Origin of the sequence: Fretibacter rubidus, from assembly GCF_041429785.1 — a bacterium.
GTDB lineage: Bacteria > Pseudomonadota > Alphaproteobacteria > Caulobacterales > Maricaulaceae > Fretibacter > Fretibacter rubidus.
Genome location: NZ_CP163423.1, coordinates 1,771,347 through 1,790,731, shown reverse-complemented (window position 1 = coordinate 1,790,731; position 19,385 = coordinate 1,771,347). Strand labels below are relative to the sequence as shown.

At 49.6% G+C, this 19,385-nt stretch carries 13 protein-coding genes; 10 read left to right on the top strand and 3 right to left on the bottom strand.

All coding sequences use genetic code 11. The features are described 5' to 3' along the window. Window positions 1–105: 105 nt before the first annotated feature. Window positions 106–774 (bottom strand): helix-turn-helix transcriptional regulator, encoded by a 669-nt coding sequence (locus AB6B37_RS08430; RefSeq protein ID WP_371395320.1) that lies wholly within the window; start codon window positions 772–774, stop codon window positions 106–108. 157 nt (window positions 775–931) lie between these two features. Continuing rightward, on the bottom strand, window positions 932–1,561 hold the full coding sequence (locus AB6B37_RS08425; protein WP_371395319.1) for a hypothetical protein: 630 nt from the start codon (window positions 1,559–1,561) through the stop codon (window positions 932–934). 176 nt (window positions 1,562–1,737) lie between these two features. Between AB6B37_RS08425 and AB6B37_RS08420 the strand changes: the two genes are divergently transcribed. From AB6B37_RS08420 to scpA, 8 genes are all read left to right on the top strand, one after another. After that, on the top strand, window positions 1,738–2,463 hold the full coding sequence (locus AB6B37_RS08420; protein WP_371395318.1) for a response regulator transcription factor: 726 nt from the start codon (window positions 1,738–1,740) through the stop codon (window positions 2,461–2,463). A 38-nt stretch (window positions 2,464–2,501) separates the two neighbouring features. Further along, the gene (locus AB6B37_RS08415) at window positions 2,502–3,875 is read left to right on the top strand and encodes an ATP-binding protein (protein WP_371395317.1); all 1,374 of its coding nucleotides are present in this window, start codon (window positions 2,502–2,504) and stop codon (window positions 3,873–3,875) included. A 115-nt stretch (window positions 3,876–3,990) separates the two neighbouring features. Further along, a complete protein-coding gene (locus AB6B37_RS08410; RefSeq protein ID WP_371395316.1) occupies window positions 3,991–4,521 on the top strand; it encodes a hypothetical protein in 531 nt (176 codons plus the stop codon). A gap of 202 nt (window positions 4,522–4,723) precedes the next feature. Then, the gene (locus AB6B37_RS08405) at window positions 4,724–7,777 is read left to right on the top strand and encodes a CHAT domain-containing protein (protein WP_371395315.1); all 3,054 of its coding nucleotides are present in this window, start codon (window positions 4,724–4,726) and stop codon (window positions 7,775–7,777) included. A 656-nt stretch (window positions 7,778–8,433) separates the two neighbouring features. Continuing rightward, entirely contained in the window at window positions 8,434–9,645 is a 1,212-nt protein-coding gene (locus AB6B37_RS08400; RefSeq protein ID WP_371395313.1) for a tyrosine-type recombinase/integrase, read from the top strand. 599 nt (window positions 9,646–10,244) lie between these two features. Then, window positions 10,245–11,774: an acyl-CoA carboxylase subunit beta gene (locus AB6B37_RS08395; protein ID WP_371395312.1), complete on the top strand. Its 1,530-nt coding sequence runs from the start codon at window positions 10,245–10,247 to the stop codon at window positions 11,772–11,774. Next, a complete protein-coding gene (locus AB6B37_RS08390; RefSeq protein ID WP_371398435.1) occupies window positions 11,771–13,807 on the top strand; it encodes an acetyl-CoA carboxylase biotin carboxylase subunit in 2,037 nt (678 codons plus the stop codon). Before AB6B37_RS08395 ends, AB6B37_RS08390 begins: the two co-directional genes overlap by 4 nt. After that, a complete protein-coding gene (scpA, locus tag AB6B37_RS08385; protein ID WP_371395311.1) occupies window positions 13,804–15,951 on the top strand; it encodes a methylmalonyl-CoA mutase in 2,148 nt (715 codons plus the stop codon). Before AB6B37_RS08390 ends, scpA begins: the two co-directional genes overlap by 4 nt. Before the next feature lie 18 nt (window positions 15,952–15,969). On the opposite strand, the gene AB6B37_RS08380 is transcribed toward scpA, so the two are convergent. Next, window positions 15,970–16,665 carry a Crp/Fnr family transcriptional regulator gene (locus AB6B37_RS08380; RefSeq protein ID WP_371395310.1) on the bottom strand — a complete coding sequence of 232 codons (696 nt, stop codon included), beginning with the start codon at window positions 16,663–16,665 and terminating at the stop codon, window positions 15,970–15,972. 83 nt (window positions 16,666–16,748) lie between these two features. Here AB6B37_RS08380 and AB6B37_RS08375 point away from each other — a divergent pair, with 83 nt between their 5' ends. Together AB6B37_RS08375 and AB6B37_RS08370 are read left to right on the top strand one after the other, a co-directional pair. Beyond that, window positions 16,749–18,557 (top strand): acyclic terpene utilization AtuA family protein, encoded by a 1,809-nt coding sequence (locus tag AB6B37_RS08375; protein WP_371395309.1) that lies wholly within the window; start codon window positions 16,749–16,751, stop codon window positions 18,555–18,557. Window positions 18,558–18,576: 19 nt separating this feature from the next. Next, window positions 18,577–19,383, top strand: a complete 807-nt coding sequence (locus AB6B37_RS08370) for a Coq4 family protein (protein WP_371395308.1) — start codon at window positions 18,577–18,579, stop codon at window positions 19,381–19,383. Window positions 19,384–19,385: the final 2 nt, after the last annotated feature.

Below are 19,385 nucleotides of genomic sequence, written 5' to 3'. Positions count from 1 at the left end.
TGAGGGGCAATTAATTACGGGTCATGTGACAAACAGTGTTAGAATTTATGGCACCGCTTTCTAACAACATTTGTCATCTTTGCGCGGTATCAGCGAGGGGTGGCGTTACAGTGGCAATGATAAACGGGTAATAATGTGAACGGCGGCGGACGATGTTTCAACACCAAGCTTCGCCCTGATTGCGGCAAGTTGCGTGCGAATAGTGGGGAGGCTGACATCTCTTTGTGCCGCTATATCATCAGCGGATAGACCCTGACCAAGCCATATGGCCGTCAACGCTTCGGCTGTGCTAAGGCCAAATATACTTTGCAGGCGTAGGGCCAAGCGCTCTGGCCCTGTCGTCATAAGATCAGGAGCAAGCAGGCTTAGGACGAAATAAGGTGGCGCGCTTTTACAGTTCGCCGCTTCGCCGCCAGAAGAACAGGGCCGCAGATTGAGCCACAACGCCCCGTCTTGCGGGTTAGTGTGTGGGCGTGACGATACATAAATATCACACCCTGAGGCCACTTGCGGCTCGGCGCTGGTCTGTATTGCGGGCTCTTTAGTTAAGGCGTTTCGAAATTGCATCTGAGCCGATTTTACGGACAAAATCACGCGCCCAGCATGCAATTCTATTGGGCTGTGTTTTATAGCGATATGGAAGGCGTTATTAGCGCATTGAAGCTGCGCGTGAGCGTCGATAACAGCCATTGGTAAAGGTATAGCCCCCAACACAGATATAAGGGATATGTCTGAACCCCGCGCTACGGCCTGAAATATACCACCATCTGTCATCACCGCCCCCTCTCGTGCTCGGATAAAGGGCTATACGAGGCATATTATAGGCTCAAATGACAAAGGCCGTTAAGCGCTATGGGGTCTAAAACTAACAGCATTTGTCATCTAAAACGCGGCCAAATTGTTTATAGATAGAGTGCTAAGCGACGCATATTTAATTCGTGATAAACAGAAAGCCCGCCTCATGCGCAGAGTTATTGATGATATCAATCCTGTATTTTCCCGTGAAAAGCGGAGTAAACGCACAACTTTCCGTCTGGGATTTTACGACCTTTTGACAAAGCGCTGTGTCATCTCCGGCAGGGTCAGTTACAACCATTTCAAGCGTGAGGCCCGCATCGTTCTGACCCAAGGGTTTCAGTGTCAATTCAGCGCGTTCAGCCGCAAAGTATATTTCGTCCAACGTCAGCGTCGCCCCCGCCGCGACACTATCCTGTCTGTAGGCGGCCCCTTTTACGCGTCCACGAAAAGGCGGAGACACATCGGCACTAGAGCGTTGAAAACGTTCAGCTTTTACAGTCCATATCCGTGTCATGTCCTCTGTCCCGCGCAAAGGGTGGGCGCCTATTCGGCTCAACCGCTCTGCCGCATCGCGCAAGGCTTGGCCGTCTTGATTATCAAGCGCAGTATTGGCGCTTTCAAATGCGGAAATTACGGCTTTATGCCTCATGGGCGTAGCGACATCATCACGGGCAAAGGCCTGCTGGCTCACTGTGAAAATAACCGTCAAGCCGATACTGATAGACAGAGCGGATTGCGCGCAAGATGTAATATATTTTATCATCCGATAGCCCCATTGAATGTCGATTGCGCGCAAAACTTGAAAAAATTCTGTGCTTATGTAAAGCAAAATTTACGGAGTAATCTGGGGCGGTGTAATATGATAGCGGTAAATTTTTGTGATATTCAGGGTGTGAGCTTGGCTCGAATTTCTGGTGATATGCAAGGGGGTGCGCTGTCATGAAACAAGCCTTATTGATCGAAGACGACCCAACGATTGCCGCCCATGTCCAAGCGACATTAGAGCGTGCGGGCTGGTCTTTGGAGCATTACTTGACATGTCAAAGCGGACTATCCGCGCTTGCACCACACCCCACAGACACCCCTCACTTTGATGTTTTGATTTGTGACCGAATGTTGCCAGACGGCGAGGGATTAGACCTTGTCGAGCGCCTACGCGCCCGCGGCGTGATGACCCCCATTCTGATGCTAACGGCCCTTGGAAATTCACAAAACCGTGTCGAAGGTTATCAAAGGGGCGCGGATGACTATTTAACAAAACCGTTCGAGCCCGAAGAATTAGTCGCCCGTGTTGAGGCCTTGTATAGACGCGCGCAAGGCGGCTTGCGCGCAGATTTGCGAAAGATTGCCGACCTGGAAGTGCACGTCAAAGCGCGTACAGCCCATAGGGCCGGAGAGCACCTTAAACTAAGCCCGAAAGAATTTGATTTACTCTTGTATTTTTTAGACCACGAAGGCGCGCTCATCACGCGTGACATGTTGCTGCGTGATGTCTGGAATATGCATTTTGATCCCGGCACAAATGTTGTTGATGTCAATATTGGGCGCATGCGCAGAAAACTTGATGGCGATTTTGACATCTCATTACTCCAAACTGTCAGAGGGTTTGGTTACAGGTTTGGTATGAGTGATGACGCCGTAACGCCGCAGGATAAAACGGTTTGAATAAGGCCCAAAATACTATTGAACATGTGCCTTCAAACATGATTAAGCGGTCAATCTTTGGCCGCATGATTGCGTTATTCACCTTAATGCCGCTCATCACACTGCTGTGTGTGGGGCTGTGGTCAGCGTGGAGTTTGCAGCATGATCTGCGCCAAGAGCAAATTTATCAAATCAATGATGATATCGCGGCACTAACGGAGGGTTACATAGCTGGCGGGCCTGCTACTGTAACCGCTGCGATTGAGGCGCGACAAAGTCTAACGCCGCTCAACCGCGCGGGGGCTCATTACGGATTTTTCAATGCAGATGGAGAGAGAATTGCCGGCCTCATTAATATAGAGGTTGCGCGTAATCTTGATGTGACGCGGCCCCGGTCTGTGACCCTTGAAACCCCTGATGGTGTTGTGCCAGCGACCGTGCGGTTAACGCAATTGCGCGGTGGTGAACGCCTTATCGTCGCCCGAGAAAGCGGCGCGATAAAACAGTCTTTAAAGGCTTTGCTATGGCGATTTCTGGTCGCCGGGCTTTTGTTAATCAGCCTGTCTTATATTGCAGCCCGTTTTGTCATTGCGGCCTTGCGCAGGCGGGTCGATATGATGAATGTGACTTTGCAAAACGTCGCCAATGGGCAAATTGATGCGCGGTTACCTTGCGATACTGCCGGTGATGAAGTGTCCTTTTTGGGATCACAAATCAATTATACCCTATCGCGTTTAGAGCGGGTTCTGAGCTTACGCAAACGTGTGACCGATCAACTGGCCCATGAGATGCGATCCCCTCTAACCCGTTTGGATGCCAGCCTGCTAAAACTCGATAATGACCCCATTGTCGATACGGCGCGGCAAGAGATTAAACATTGCGTGACAATGTTAGATGGCTTGCTAGATATCTCTGCGCTGGACGCTCAATTTGGTGACAGGCGCGGGTTTCAAAGGCTTGATATTTACGCTCTAGCGGCCTCCTTAGTTGAGTTATTTGAACCCTTGGCCGACGTGCAATCTCGTCCCCTTTCTCTTATAGAGGCAGCCCCGATATGGGTAGAGGGCGATCCTGCGCAATTGGGGCGCTTGCTGTCTAACTTGATTGATAATGCCTTTAAATATGGTGATCCTAGCACGCCCATAACACTCTCAGTATTAGATACTGACCCGAATTTTAAAGGACATGTCGTTTTGCGCGTGAGTAATACAGGGCCGTTAATTGATGAGGCCGCTATGCGCGATATTTTTACGCCGTTCTTTCGTCACCTTAGCATTAAGGCGCATGAGGACACCTCGGACGCAGAGCCTAAGAGCTTCGGCCTTGGCCTTGCGCTTTCGCGGTCAATTGCTGCAAGGCATGGCGGAACGTTGAATGTAGAGCGTCATCCGAAGCAAACCGTCTTTCGTCTGACATTGCCGCTTATCCTTTAATGCGGTTTTTTCGCATTCTCTAACAGTCATTGTCATCATCATTCATCAGTCTTGATGATGCGTACCACGCGCGACTCTCCTCTAATGCGGTCATCACATAATAATGGAGGACACTATGAAAACTGTAATGATGACAACCCTGATTGGCGTAAGCGCCTTAACTCTGTCTGCGTGCGGTGCCAGCACGGGCGGCATCACCAACGCCCTGGCACAAAAAGCGGCATCAAGCGCTATCACAACTGCGATGCAGCGCGATACGGCCAGCCAAGATGATTTTGTAGCCCCTGTATCAATAGCAAGCCCCAAAGCTGGAGATGCCAAGCTGTCATGCGACGCTATTGAGACAAAACTCGTCGCACTTGAGGCGATTATTATTGAAAGCGGAGAGGTTGCGGGTGAAGATATTTCTATGGCATCCCAACAGGCCGCCACCGCTGCGGTTGCTCAAGGGGCTGTGTCACTCGGTATGCAGGCTGGCGTCGCCAAAGCGGTCCCTTTCTTGAACATGTTTGGCCAGCAGGCGATTGAGGCGTCAGCAAAGTCCAAAGCCAAGAAAGTGAAAAAAGCCCGTAAGGCCTATCAGGCGGCAACATCACGCCGCGCGACATTGATGGGTGTCTATGCCGGAAAAGGGTGTGACGGCTAACGCCTCCATAAAATCACGGGGCGCATGGGGCGCAAAACGGCGGGTCACATCGACCTGCCGTTTTCATTTGCCTCGCACTCATCACAATGAATGATTACAAGCATGTCAGCCTAAGATTAAGCTAAGATGCTTGACCCTTAAACAGGATATCCCTTGACGTCAGTGCAGATTTTCGGCTTTTTGATACTGACGGAGGGCGCAGTTGAAAAAATATATACAATATTCGCGAGGACGCGCTGAGAGCTTTCACGCTTTTGCTTTGGTTTTTACGACCCTTATATGGTGCAGCGCGTTTTTATTAATCGGTTGCACCGCAGAGCCGTCTGATACAGATACTGTCGCAACCAATAATCCAGTTGCTGCCGTTCAGAGCGTAAGCTCTCAGCCAAATTTTGATATTATCCCACCGCGCATTGACAGTGACATGCGTCAGCGGTCCCCGCTTTCACCCGACGCCAATGATGTTAGAGATTTGCCACGTTTTCAAAAATTATCAGAGGGCTTGCAAAGTATTGAACGCGAGCGAGCAACGCTTTCACCCCTCGAGGCCCGGCAGCGCCTCAAGGCTTTGGACAATACAGTTGATGCGGTCGCACCTGCATCCGTCATATTAGGATATAAGAGCGCTTTGCAAGGGCAGTTTGAGCATGAGGCGGGCAATTATGATGTTGCACTAAACGCCCTTAAAAAAGCGGTGCAAATTTATGAAGATGCGGATTTTGCTGAAAGTGCCGCCTATTTACGGGTTCTGACGGATCTACCCGAAACACTCACGTCACTGGGCCAGACAGAAGCTGCACAGACCGCATTCGAGCGTGCAGAGACAGCGGTACTCGATTTTTACGGATCACCCTCAGTCGAATATGGAGAGATCTTAGCCGAGAAGGGTTTCCGCGCCTATTATGCCAATGATTTGAAAAACGCAGTCACCTTTATAGAGAAGGGCGTCGCGATGATCGAACACATGATGGACAGAAACGATGTGAACGCCGTGACGCAACTCGTTAGCTTTCTATCTTCACTTTCCGCTGTAACCCAAGAAGCAGGTAATCAAAGCCGGTCTTTAGATGCAAGCACGCAAGCTATGCAGTTGGCTGTTAGCGCACTGCCAGAGGATAATATGATGCGCGCGAATGTGCTGCATAATCACGGCGCAATCATGAATGCGCGAGGGCGTCATAGCGAAGGGGCACAAATGTTGCGTCAATCCCTCCGTCTGCACTTGGATATTGTCGGGCGCGGACATCCCATGACCACATATTCAATTTATAATCTTGCTGTATCAGAAGGCAATCTGGGAAATTATGCCGTCGCTGAAGATTTGTTCATGCAGGCACACAGCTTATTTTTAGACAAGGGTGCAGGACAGGAACAGCCTGCCTATCTTACCCTGCAAAACGCTGCACGCATGGCGGCCGCTCAAGGGAAAAGCATTCAGGCCATTGAACAATTTGAAGCCGCCATAGCGGGTCTTGAGCGTGCTGTGGGTAAAGATAACCCCTTGTTGATTACGCCGCTCAACAATCTTGCCTTGCAGTACCGCAGTGTTGGGCAAGTTGACGCCGCGATTAAACGTCTCGATCAAGCGCAAGCCTTAAGCGCGCAACATCAGGAGGTCGGGAGTCCGTTGTCATTAGAGACACAAATGCTGCATGCCGTAACCACGGGTGATTTTACCCAGAGCCGTATTGTATTTAGTGAAGCCATAGATATTGCAACGGCGCGTGCGGCCGACACGACTAGCGGCTCAAGCAGCCCGCTTTCACAATATGCCCCAGTTTTTGAACACTTCGCAGCCGATCGTCTCAAGGCTGGTGATTTTGACACCGCTATCACAGCTATGCAGTTTGCACGGCTAAATGATTTTAATGCCCTAATTCGCAAACGGGCCGCGCGCACAAGTCTTACGGAAGGTGCTGCCCGCCAGCGTTTACGAGAGCGACAAGACGCGCAATTTACAATGCGTCGCGCCGATCAAGCGTATCAAACCGCATTGGCCAGTAATGACAGTACGCGCATTCAAGCGGCGCAAGCCACATTAGAAGACGCGCGAAACGCCGTCGCAAAGGCTTTAAAGGCAACACCCCTGACGACTGATGAGACCCAGCTGACTGTCTCTTTAGCTAATATTCAAGACCGTTTGACTGAAAAAGAGGCTGTCTGGATGAGCTTTCTGACGGGCGCAGAGCCTATATTAGTGCTCGTTACGCCCGATAGCATTCACACAGCGACTATGCCTCTTAGCAAGGCGGCTTTATCTGAGCATGTCAGCGCACTTCGCGCGAGTGTGCTGGATACGGAAAAGCCGTTTGACACGAATACAGCCCGCGCACTTTATCAAGCGCTTTTCCCCGAAAATTTGCGCCGTGCGATGGTAGAGGTCGAGCATTTATACATCTTACCCGAGGACGGGCTGACGCAGATACCATTCTCTTTTCTTGTAACAAATACGGGCGAGAGTCCCCGCTATGTGAATGATGACATGGCCCTAACCACATTACCCAGTTTAAACGCGCTTGGCGAAACGGACGCATCCACGCCGCGCCGTCCACGGTTTTTGGGAGTTGGTGCGCCCCGTTTGGGTGGGACAGACGATGATGTATTGTTACTGGCTTCAAATCAAAGTTTTTACCGCGATGGTCGGGGCGCAACGGCTAACATCCGGTCGCTCCCCCCTCTACCTTATGCGGCCAAAGAACTGACGGCTTTATCACAAGCCTTTGGGCGCAGACACTCGACCGTATTAACAGACAATGCCGCGACCCAAAGCGGGGTCATAGCGCTTGATTTAGCTAACTATGATGTTATCGCTTTCTCTACACACGGATTAGTATCAGGTCGTTTCGAGGGACAAACTGAACCTGCCCTTATCCTGACACCTGGCGCCGCATCTAATCCTGGACCCGATCAGGACGGCTTGCTCACACAGTCAGAAATTTCTCGAATGCCCTTGGATGCGGATTGGGTCATCTTGTCTGCCTGCAACACAGCGGCCGGCGATGCGCAATCTGCGGCTGGACTCTCTGGCCTCGCGTCGGCCTTTTTATATGCAGGAGCCGATAGCCTTTTAGTATCTCATTGGCCCGTACGTGATGATGTTGCGGCCTTTCTGACTGTGAAAACGGTGAAGAATACGCAAGCCGGAATGAGTAAGTCCCAAGCTCTTAGGGCCGCCATAAATGATTTGCGAAAAAGCCGTTTAAAAGGCGCTGAGCACCCCGCAATATGGGCCCCATTTGTTGTTGTCGGTGGTTGACCCCAAAATCAAAGCGAGGTCCATCAGCGCTAACATAGATGATGTGAAATATATCTTTTGAACTCATTAATGAACAGACGCCGTGTATTCCAAGTCATTTTGATCTCAGTCATTTTCAAAAACCTATCTAATGGTCTATATAATCAACTGTCTTTATGCCCGCTTTGCTCCCAGAACTGCCGAAACTAAGCGTCCTAAAATCATCCCATCACAGCCGCTGGTGATGTTTAAGATTTCGGCTGTTTTCGTTCCACGTAAAACACACGTTATGCATGCTTTCGAACGAAAGACTTCGTTTGAGTGATTTGCAGTATTGATCGGGCCGTCTTATCGCCTTCATTTTACCATCTGCGTGCAGCCCATTGCAGGGCAAAAAGTGAGGCAAATTGCGCGGGTTACCATGTGGAAGGTAAAGGGAAGAGGGATTTTCCAGGACCGTTCAGTGACTTACGCAACTTACATTATCAGGGAAATGGTGCCCGAACCTGAACTATAACTATTGTTTCCTTCTGTATCCTTTAGTATAAAAAATACAATAAAAACAATAAGATAAAATTATTCTTGTGTCTTATTGCATTTTGATGTTTTCTTATGTTTCTCTCAGGTGGAGGGAACAAAGGAGGGAATAGAAATGCTGCTTCGCTGGAAAAATAGTGATGTCTAGAGCAATCCGTAGGCTAAATAGAGCTGTTGTCAAAGCCATTAATGAACCTGGCCGGTACAATGACGGCAATGGTTTATACCTTATTGTGAAAAAAAGCGGCAGTAAATCTTGGCTCTATAGATACCGTCTAAATGGTGGACGTAGGGATATGGGCTTAGGGTCTGTATCTCTCACTAATAATATTGATGTTGTCCGTAAAAAGGCTGATGAGGTGCGTGCTCTCGTTCAGGCTGGAATTGATCCTTTGGAGCGAAGAGAGACCGATGTTGAGCGCCGCATTCAGGAGATAGAAAAACAATATACATTTGCCGAAATCATTGATTTGTTTTTTAAGTCAAAAGATAGCACAGGTTATTTTAGAACTCAGCAAACGCGACGCAGATGGTACTTTTGCCTGACGACCCACGCTAAAGGATTGCATAAAACCCAACTAAGTAAAATAACGACTAAGCAAGTCTATAAAATCTTAGAGCCTCTTTGGATGGTTAAAACTGAAACGGCAAGCCGCACTCGCTTGTATATAGAGGCGGTGTTAGCTTGGGCTATAGCCATGGAATACAGAGATGGCCCCAATCCCGCCATTTGGCGCGGCAACCTAAATCAACTCCTTACGCCTAAAGAGCGCGTAAAGCCCTCAAGAAATCATCCTGCATTACCTTGGCAAGAAATACCCACGCTTATGAAAAAACTGCGCGGTCTTGAGACTCCTGCATCTTATCTCCTCGAATTTATAATACTCACTGCCTCTCGTTCTGGTGAGGCGAGGGGTGCAGTGTGGGATGAGGTCGATACAGATAAGAGGCTTTGGGAAATTCCTGCGGAGAGAATGAAGATGAAACGTCCTCATATTGTTCCATTAGAGGGCGCTTCATTAAGTCTAGTTCGAGACGCGAAGCTATATCCTCACCCGTCACTGGTATTCCATAATCCCCGCAATAATAAGGCTTTCAGTTACAATGCACCTATGGTGACGCTCCGAAAACTTGGCTATGAAAATATTACGACTCACGGCTTTCGGTCATCCTTTAAGACTTGGGCATTGGAGGCAACAAGCTTTCCCACACAGGCTATAGAGTTTGCTTTAGCGCATGAGACAAAGAATACTGTCGAGCGTGCATATATCCGTGGAAATCGGATGCTAGATAAACGTAGAGAAGTTATGCTCGCTTGGGACAATTACTGTTCTGGTGGCTCGAAAGCCTAGTAACAGTTGCTTCATAATGGACTGGGAAGATTATTCAAATAAATCAATATGTTAGATGGTTTTTTTTTGCGCTATGTGTGCAGTGCGAAAAATTTTGACAGTGAAGTTGAGTATATTTTAGGGTCATTCATGGACTGAATAAAACTGAGGTATTTTGCTTTGAAGAAAGTGAATAGTGCCGGTTACTTTAACGTTGTTATAGAGTTTGTAATGATGAGGCTGCCTAAATTTCAATTTCATTTTTCTAATGTGAACTAATAGAAGTGTTTGAGGCAATGAGTACTGTCTCAATCTCACAAGCTTGATTGCATGGAGCACTCTGTAACTCATGAGCCTCGATCTCATTGCAGTGTTAGCAGGCTGGTGCGTGTCGGCAGAAGTGTCACATGATATCTCACAATCGCTCCACAGAGATTATTTTGCCTATTCCCTTCATGCGTAAAAATAAGGTAATAAAAATACGCAAAAAGCATTGATTGTCGCCATAAATGATAATAATGCGTAATAATAATAGATTTAATTGCTAATATTATCCGTATTGGCTGACTGTTATGTGATGAAATTGGCGTCCTGCCCTCCTTTTGTAACTAGGATTTTAAATGGCAATTGATCAGCAACTAAATGCGCGGCGTGATGAGGCACGACTTGGTGGCGGCGAGAAGCGTATAGTGTCCCAGCACGCCAAAGGTAAGCTGACGGCTCGAGAACGGCTGGAATTGTTACTTGATCCTGGGAGTTTTGAAGAATTTGACATGTTCGTCAAACACCGTGCGACTGATTTTGGTATGGATAAGACACATATTCCAGGGGATGGCGTTGTTACGGGTTGGGGTACGATTAATGGTCGTAAGACGTTTGTATTTGCGCAAGACTTTACCGTTTTTGGCGGCAGCTTATCGGAAACTCACGCTCGAAAAATTTGTAAAGTCCAAGAGATGGCCATGCGTAATGGCGCACCAATTATTGGACTTCAAGATAGCGGCGGCGCACGTATTCAAGAAGGTGTCGCGTCACTTGCCGGCTACACGGACGTTTTTCAGAACAACATAAAGGCGAGTGGGGTTGTACCACAGATCAGTGTCATAATGGGGCCAAGTGCGGGTGGCGCAGTCTATTCTCCGGCGCTGACCGACTATATCTTTATGGTGCGCGATAGCAGCTATATGTTCTTGACGGGCCCAGACGTGCTTAAGACGGTGACGAATGAGGTTGTGACTGCAGAGGAGTTGGGTGGGGCGAAGACCCACACGACGAAATCTTCGGTTGCCGACGGGGCCTATGATAATGACATCGAAGCTCTCGCGGAAATACGTCGCTTATTTGATTTTCTCCCGCTTAATAACCGTGCGGGCACGCCGCGGCGCCCATTCTTTGATAGTCATGACCGTATTGACACAAGCCTCGATACCCTTGTGCCTGACAATCCCAACTTGCCTTACGATATGCATGAACTCGTCGAGAAGATTGCCGATGAAGGCGACTTTTTTGAGGTACAGCAAGACTTTGCCAAGAATATTCTGTGCGGCTTTATCCGACTCGAAGGACAAACGATTGGGGTGGTTGCAAACCAGCCCATGGTGTTGGCAGGGTGTTTGGATAGCGACGCGTCTCGCAAGGCCGCGCGTCATGTGCGCTTTTGCGATGCCTTCGATATTCCCGTACTTACGCTTGTTGACGTGCCTGGTTTCCTTCCAGGCGTGTCCCAAGAACATAACGGCGTGATTAAAAATGGTGCGAAGCTTCTCTATGCTTATGGGGAGGCAACCGTACCTAAAGTGACTGTGATTACGCGTAAAGCTTATGGCGGGGCTTACTGCGTCATGGCACCAAAGCACTTGGGTGCGGATATGAATTACGCTTGGCCCACAGCGCAAATTGCCGTGATGGGCGCTAAGGGAGCTGTCGAAATCCTTCACCGTAAAGATCTAAGTGATGAGGAAAAGACGGCTGCACATATTGCGGACTATGAAGAGAAGTTTTTGAGCCCTTTTCGAGCAGCCGAACTGGGTTACATTGATGAAGTCATAAAACCTCAAAGTACGCGTCGCCGCATAAGTCGTGCCTTCGCACTCTTAGCTGACAAAATAGAAGAGGCTCCATGGAAGAAGCATGGAAACTTGCCGTTATGATAAAAAAAATACTCATAGCTAACCGTGGCGAGATTGCTTGCCGCGTCATAAAAACCGCCCGCAAAATGGGCATTAAGACTGTGGCGGTTTATTCCGATGCGGACCGTAATGCGCTGCATGTTTCTATGGCGGATGAGGCGGTGCATTTGGGGCCGCCGGCGGTGAACCAATCTTATTTGGTGATGGATAAAATCTTGGCAGCGATAGAGAGCACGGGCGCGGATGCTGTGCATCCCGGCTATGGCTTTCTGTCGGAAAATCCTGAATTTGCGAAACTGCTGGCCAAGAAGAAGATAACCTTCATCGGCCCCAACCCCCACGCTATTGTGTCTATGGGCGATAAAATCACTTCCAAAAAACTCGCGCAGGAGGCGGGCGTGTCTTGCGTACCGGGACATATGGGCTTGATTGCGGACGCCGACGAAGCGGTCAAAATCGCTAAGAAAGTTGGCTATCCTGTAATGATTAAAGCGTCTGCGGGCGGCGGCGGGAAGGGCATGCGCATCGCCTATAATGACGAGGAAGCGCGCGAAGGGTTTCAGTCGTCCAAGAACGAAGCCGCGAACAGCTTTGGCGATGACCGCATCTTTATCGAGAAATTTGTCGAAGAGCCGCGCCATATCGAAATCCAAGTGCTGGGCGATAAGCATGGCAATGTGATTTACCTCGGCGAGCGTGAATGTTCTATTCAACGACGCAACCAGAAAGTCATCGAAGAAGCGCCGTCGCCTTTCCTTGATGAAATAACCCGCAAAGCCATGGGCGCGGAGTCTGTCGCGCTGGCGAAAGCTGTGGATTATGACAGCGCCGGCACGGTGGAATTTATCGTCGATAAGGATAAGAACTTCTATTTCCTGGAGATGAATACGCGCTTGCAAGTGGAGCATCCCGTCACGGAACTTATCACCGGCGTGGACCTAGTGGAGCAAATGATCCGCTCGGCAAACGGTGAAAAGCTGTCGATGAAACAAAGCGATGTAAAACTAAACGGTTGGGCGCTTGAGAGCCGCATTTATGCCGAAGACCCGTACCGCAACTTCCTGCCGTCAATCGGCCGTCTTGTGCGCTACCGCCCGCCGGCTGAGCAGACGCTCGATAACGGCTCGATTGTGCGTAACGATACGGGCGTGTTTGAAGGCGGCGAAATCTCGATGTATTACGACCCGATGATCGCTAAGCTCTGTACGTGGGGCGAGGACCGGGGAGTCGCGCTTAATGCGATGAAAGATGCGCTCGACACGTTTGAGCTTGAAGGCATTGGTCACAATATTCCGTTCCTGCAAGCCGTCTATGATCATGACCGGTTTGAACGCGGCGATATCAATACGGCATTTATCGCCGATGAATACCCCGAAGGCTTTGAAGGGGCGCCCGTCAATGCCGGCCATGCCCGCAAAGTCGGCGCGGTCTGCGCGTTAATGTATGATATCGCGCAGCACCGCGCGGCAGAAATCAGCGGCAGCCTACCCAATCACGCTCGTCATATTCCTGATGAATGGGCGGTCGAGGTTAAGGCCCCTGACGTGACGCATCATTACGGCGCGGATATTAACGGCGAGAGCGGCCTTCGCACGATTGTCGTCGATGATGCCTCGGAAAGTAAAGCCGCAATAGAGATGGAAGTCTTGACGGCGTGGAAACCGGGGCAACCGCTCGTGCGCGCCCTTGTCGATAATACACCGTTTAATTTCAAAGCGCGCCGCAATTCTGAAGGCTATGAGGTGCGTCACCGCGGTGTGCATTACAAAGTAGCTGTGCGGACGCCTCGCGGAGCTGAACTGGCGAAATTAATGCCGGTCAAAGTCGCGCCTGATACGTCAAATATGTTGCTCTGTCCGATGCCGGGTGTGATTGTAAAGCTGCTTGTGGCAGAAGGCGATGAGGTCCAAGACGGCCAAGCGCTCGCCGTTGTCGAAGCCATGAAAATGGAAAACACACTTCGTGCTGAGAAGAAATCAGTCGTGGCAAAAATTCACTGCGCGGCCGGTGACAACCTCGCCGTCGATGAAGTGATTATGGATTTTGAAACATGAGTTCCAAACAAAACGACAATATCAAAATATGGGAAACCTTAGCGTCAGGTGACTTAAAAGGCGGCGATCCGAAAACACTTGAGACGCAAACGGCTGAAGGCATTACAGTCAAACCGCTTTATACGGCGGATGATGCCCCTGCATCTGCGGCGCAGGAAATACCGGGAATGGCACCATACACACGCGGCGTTCGTGCAACAATGTACACGGGCCGCCCGTGGACGATACGCCAATATGCGGGCTTCTCTACAGCGCAAGAGAGCAATGCCTTTTACCGTAAGAACTTAGAGGCGGGGCAAAAAGGCCTGTCTGTCGCTTTTGATCTTGCCACGCACAGAGGTTATGATTCTGACCACCCGCGCGTGACAGGCGATGTGGGTAAGGCCGGCGTGGCGATTGACAGCGTTGAGGATATGAAAATCCTATTCGACGGTATTCCGCTTGATAAGATGTCAGTATCTATGACGATGAATGGGGCCGTTATTCCCATTCTAGCCATGTATATTGTAGCAGGGGAGGAGCAGGGGGTAGCGGTAGAAAAACTATCTGGAACCATTCAAAACGATATCCTCAAAGAGTTCATGGTACGCAATACATATATTTATCCACCCGCGCCAAGCATGAAAATTATTGGCGATATCATTGAATATACCTCGGCCAACATGCCCAAGTTCAACTCCATCTCTATCTCTGGCTATCACATGCAAGAGGCGGGCGCGACGCTCACTCAAGAGCTAGCCTATACGCTGGCGGACGGTATGGAATATGTCCGCGCCGCTATGGATAAGGGATTAGATGTGGATGACTTTGCCCCGCGCCTCTCTTTCTTCTTTTGCATCGGCATGGACATGTTTATGGAAGTGGCCAAGCTGCGCGCTGCGCGGCAGATGTGGGCCAAGATTATGACAGATTTTGGCGCGAAGTCAGAGCGTTCTAAAATGCTGCGCACTCACTGCCAGACCTCTGGCGTATCACTAACGATGCAAGACCCTTACAACAATGTGGTGCGCACTACAGTTGAAGCAATGGCCGCAACCCTTGGCGGGACGCAATCACTCCATACCAATGCGTTTGACGAAGCCATTGCCCTGCCAACTGAAACATCGGCCCGTATTGCGCGCAATACGCAGCTGATACTGCAGCATGAAACGGGTATGACGCGAGTGGTCGATCCGCTGGCGGGGTCTTATTATGTTGAGAGTCTGACCCAGCAAATGGCGGATGCGGCGTGGAATATGATTGAAGAGGTTGAAGCGCTTGGCGGCATGACCAAGGCGATTGAAACGGGTCTTCCGAAGCTGAAAATTGAAGAAGCGGCACTGCGCAAACAGTCGCGAATTGATAGCGGCGATGATGTCATCGTTGGGGTCAATAAATACACGCTTGAGATTGAAGACCCTATTGAAATCTTAGATATTGATAATGAAAAGGTACGCGCGGGTCAGGTGAAACTGCTGGAAGAGATTAAGCGCAACCGAAATCAAGAGCATGTAGATATGGCGCTGTCCAAGATTACAGCGGCCGCTAAATCGGGTGAAGGGAACTTACTGGGCGCTGCTGTGAATGCTGCCCGCGCGCGGGCGACGCTCGGCGAAATCACGGAGGCTATGGAAGATGTGTTTGGCCGTCATGATGCTGTCACTCGGGTTCTATCAGGCGTTTACAGCGCGCTGAATAAAGACGACCCTTTGTTTAAGAGTATCCAACGGCGCATCAAAGATTTTGAAGTCGAAGAGAAGCATCTTCCATATATCCTTATCGCTAAGATGGGCCAAGACGGCCACGACCGCGGCGCAAAGGTCGTCGCGACTAGCTTTGCTGATATGGGCTTTAAGGTGGATGTCACGAACCTATTCGTCACGCCAGATGAAGTGGCAGATATTGCTATTAAAAAAGGCGTAGATGTGGTTGGTGTGTCATCTTTGGCGGCAGGGCATAAGACACTCGTCCCTGAATTAATTGCTCTGCTTAAAGCTAAGAATGCAGACCATATTAAAGTCGTAGTTGGCGGCGTTATCCCAGAGCAAGATTTTGCTTTCCTTCGGGATAAGGGTGTTGAGGCAATATTCCCACCAGGCTCTAATCTGTTTGATGCCGCAAATGCTATGCTGGGGGTTGTGATGGGGCTTAAACGTAACAGCTAAATGATTGCTAAAATTGGCCTATACGATGCCTGCCGAAATAAGTTTGAGCTTTGGTAAGTCAATAAGATCTACACGTCCATAACCGACAAGGATAAGACCATCTTTTTCAAAAGCTGAGAGGTGTTGGTTAACGGTTTTACGCGTGACCCCAATCATTTCGGCGAGTAATTCTTGGCTGATTTTTACAGTGAGAATTTTTTGAGTATCATCGTGCTTGGCGATTGCGACTAACCTTGCCGCTATGCGCTCTCGTGGACGAAGGGACACAATTTCAGCCGCGAGGCGCAGAGCCCTTCGCATATTGTTATACGTTAAATCTGCAATGGCTCGCCATATTTCTGGAGATTGCGCAGCAACGCGGTCCAGAGCATTTTCTGAAATTTCTAATATGACGCTAGGTTCTGCACAGACGGCCGTTACAAGACGGGGGCCACCGCTATAGCGTGTGGCGTGTCCCAGAACTGCGCCAGGTTCAGCGAGTCCTACCATGATGACGCGGTCACCCAATGGCGCGTAATAGGTATGAAGTAAGCCGTCGATAACGAGATATAATCCACCTCGGTCATCCCCCTCTGCCTGCGCCCATTCGCCTGTATTTAATCCTACGAATTGCCCCTCGGAAATCAAGTTTTGCGGTAAGGCAGGTGAATAGTCTTTTAGCCAGTCCGCCTCTTGCAGGACGCTCAACGCTAGCTGTCGTTCATTTTTTTTCATGGCAGAATGTAACTTTCGTTACAGTTAAGAGCAAGGGTATTTGATAGCTATAGTTATAATAAATATTGCGGGGAGTGTGAAACATGGCGTCAAATGCCGGTGTTGAAAAAGTCATTCGGATCGGAGGGGCTACAGCGTCCCTTGCAGACTCTGCACTCTCAGTGCCGCAGTTGCTTGCGGGCGGTGCTTTAGATTATCTAGTCTTTGATTATCTTGCCGAGGGGTCAATGGGTATATTTGGACGCATGCAAGCGGCCGCCCCAACAGCTGGCTATGCAGCCAATTTTCTAACTATTCACGTTGGCCCGCATCTTGAAGAAATCGCAAAGCAAAAGCTAAAGGTTGTTGCAAATGCTGGTGGTGTAAATCCTGCGGGCTTAGCAGCTGCACTGCAAGCCATGATCGCTGAAAAAGGCCTTTCTTTAACTGTGGCCTATGTTGAAGGTGATGACCTACGAGGTCGCGTTGATGCTCTTCGCACGGCAGGCCATCGCGATATGTTTATTGATACTGAATTTCCCGACAATATTGTTAGCGCAAATGCTTATCTTGGCGCGTTTCCGGTTGCTGCAGCCTTGGCCAAAGGCGCAGATATCGTCATCACTGGCCGCGTCGTTGACAGTGCTGTTGTGCTGGGTCCACTAATTCATGAATTTGGCTGGAAAACAACCGATTTGGATTTGTTAGCTGCCGGAACATTGGCTGGTCACCTTCTTGAATGCGGCGCACAGGTTTCCGGTGGTACTTTTACAGATTGGCGTGATGTGCCTGACTGGGCGAATATAGGATTTCCGATTGGGGAATGTCATGCTGACGGTAGTGTTGTAATAACAAAGCCAGAGGGAACAGGCGGCCTCGTATCTATCGGAACGGTCTCGGAACAAATCTTATACGAAGTCAGTGATCCTGCTGATTACATCGTTGCTGATGTGCGCTGCGATTTCAGCGATGTAAGCCTAGAACAACTTGGGCCTAATCGCGTTCGGGTGACCGGCGCAAGAGGGCGTATGGCGACCGACACTTACAAAGCTTGTATCACGTTTGACGGCGGGTGGCGCACCGTCGCTTATCAACCTATCATTGGAGAGGACGCAGCGGGCAAGGCCCAGCGTCAAGCAGAGGCCCTATTCGCACGCGGACGGCAATTGCTAAGCATCAATAATTTGCCGGATTTCACCCGCACTGAAGCGGTACTGATTGGCGGCGAGGCTAGCTTTGGTGCTCACGCGATTCCGGGCGGCGGGCGAGAAATCATCTGTAAATTGGTGGTAGATCACCCTACGCAACAGGGCGCTGGGATTTTTGCGGCAGAACAATGGGCTGGCATTACCGGCATGTCCGTCGGAACCTCTATAAACTTGGCGACACAAGTCACGCCTATGACTGGCGTCTTTTTGTTTTTGATAAACAAAAGCGACGTTACGGCCACGATGACAATTGACGGAACGACCCATGATGTGCCTACGGTGTTGGGTAAGCCTGCTGTGGGCCGCCCACCGCAGCGAAGCGCAATGTCAACGACCGAGAAGCCTGACAGTGATGTTACTGTAGACTTAGTAAAACTTGCCTGGGTGCGTAGCGGTGATAAAGGCCATTTATTCAACGTGGCCGCGATTGCGCGCAAAGCCGAGTATCTGAAATATTTGCAAGCGTCATTAACGCCTAAGGCTGTCGGTGAATGGTATCAGCATTTAGGACCCAACGGGCATCCGCCAAAGGTTGAAGCCTTTGCGGCACCTGGCTTGAAAGCTATTAATTTCGTTGTTCACGAAGCCCTCACAGGCGGGATTAATGCCAGCACAGCGCTTGATTCTGCGGCTAAAGGCATGGGGCAAATGTTGCTTAGATTTCCAATTACCGTTCCGGCAGAGCTTGCCCACAAGCTTACTTAACTAACTGATGGAGTTTTAAATGGCCGATTATTCTTATCTGATGCAAGGCATGAAGAGGATTGAGACTGAGAGTAGCGTTCTCGTCAGTTCTTCGCGCTATTTGAATGAACCGCGCGTGCGTGATTGGGTTTCGACGCATCTGTTGCGTAAAAACGGTTCGGATATTCCGACCCCATCAGATTCGGCTCAGTTGATTATGATGTTGCGCGAAATTCAGGATATTGACCATATCAATAAATTGATCGCGGAAGAGCGTGCGAAGGTTCCAGAACTTGATGCTTGGTTCAAAGAAGGGTTTGTCTCAACATTTGGGCCAGATGATCTGAAGCAATACGCGCCTAATACGATTGGCGGCATATTTTACGCAGAACTCATGAGTAAAGGTATGAGCGTAAACATTGTACCGCCTTATGAGCCTGATAGCGATTATGAGTATTTTCAATTACGTGCGGGGCAAGTGCATGATTTTGAACATATTGTTGGCGGAGGCGGATTTGATTTCATCGGCGAACTTGTGCCCTATTACATGCGGTTGACAAATATCTTTGTTCATATGAGCCCAGAGTTAGCGAGTGAACTGTCTGTGTTTTCAATATTGGCTTCGACACGTGTACTGACACGTGCTGTCTTGCATTATCCGCAAACATGGTTGCTGACGCATGATGCAACTTTGCGCGGATCCGAAGTTGGACGTAAGTCCGCCCCGCTTTACTTTATGAAATATGAAGATGTTTTTGACATGACAATTGAAGAGGCCTGCAAAGCGTTAGGTCTTCACTACGTCCCTACGGTTGATACTGGGCCAGCGTCTGCAGAATGGGTTTAGAT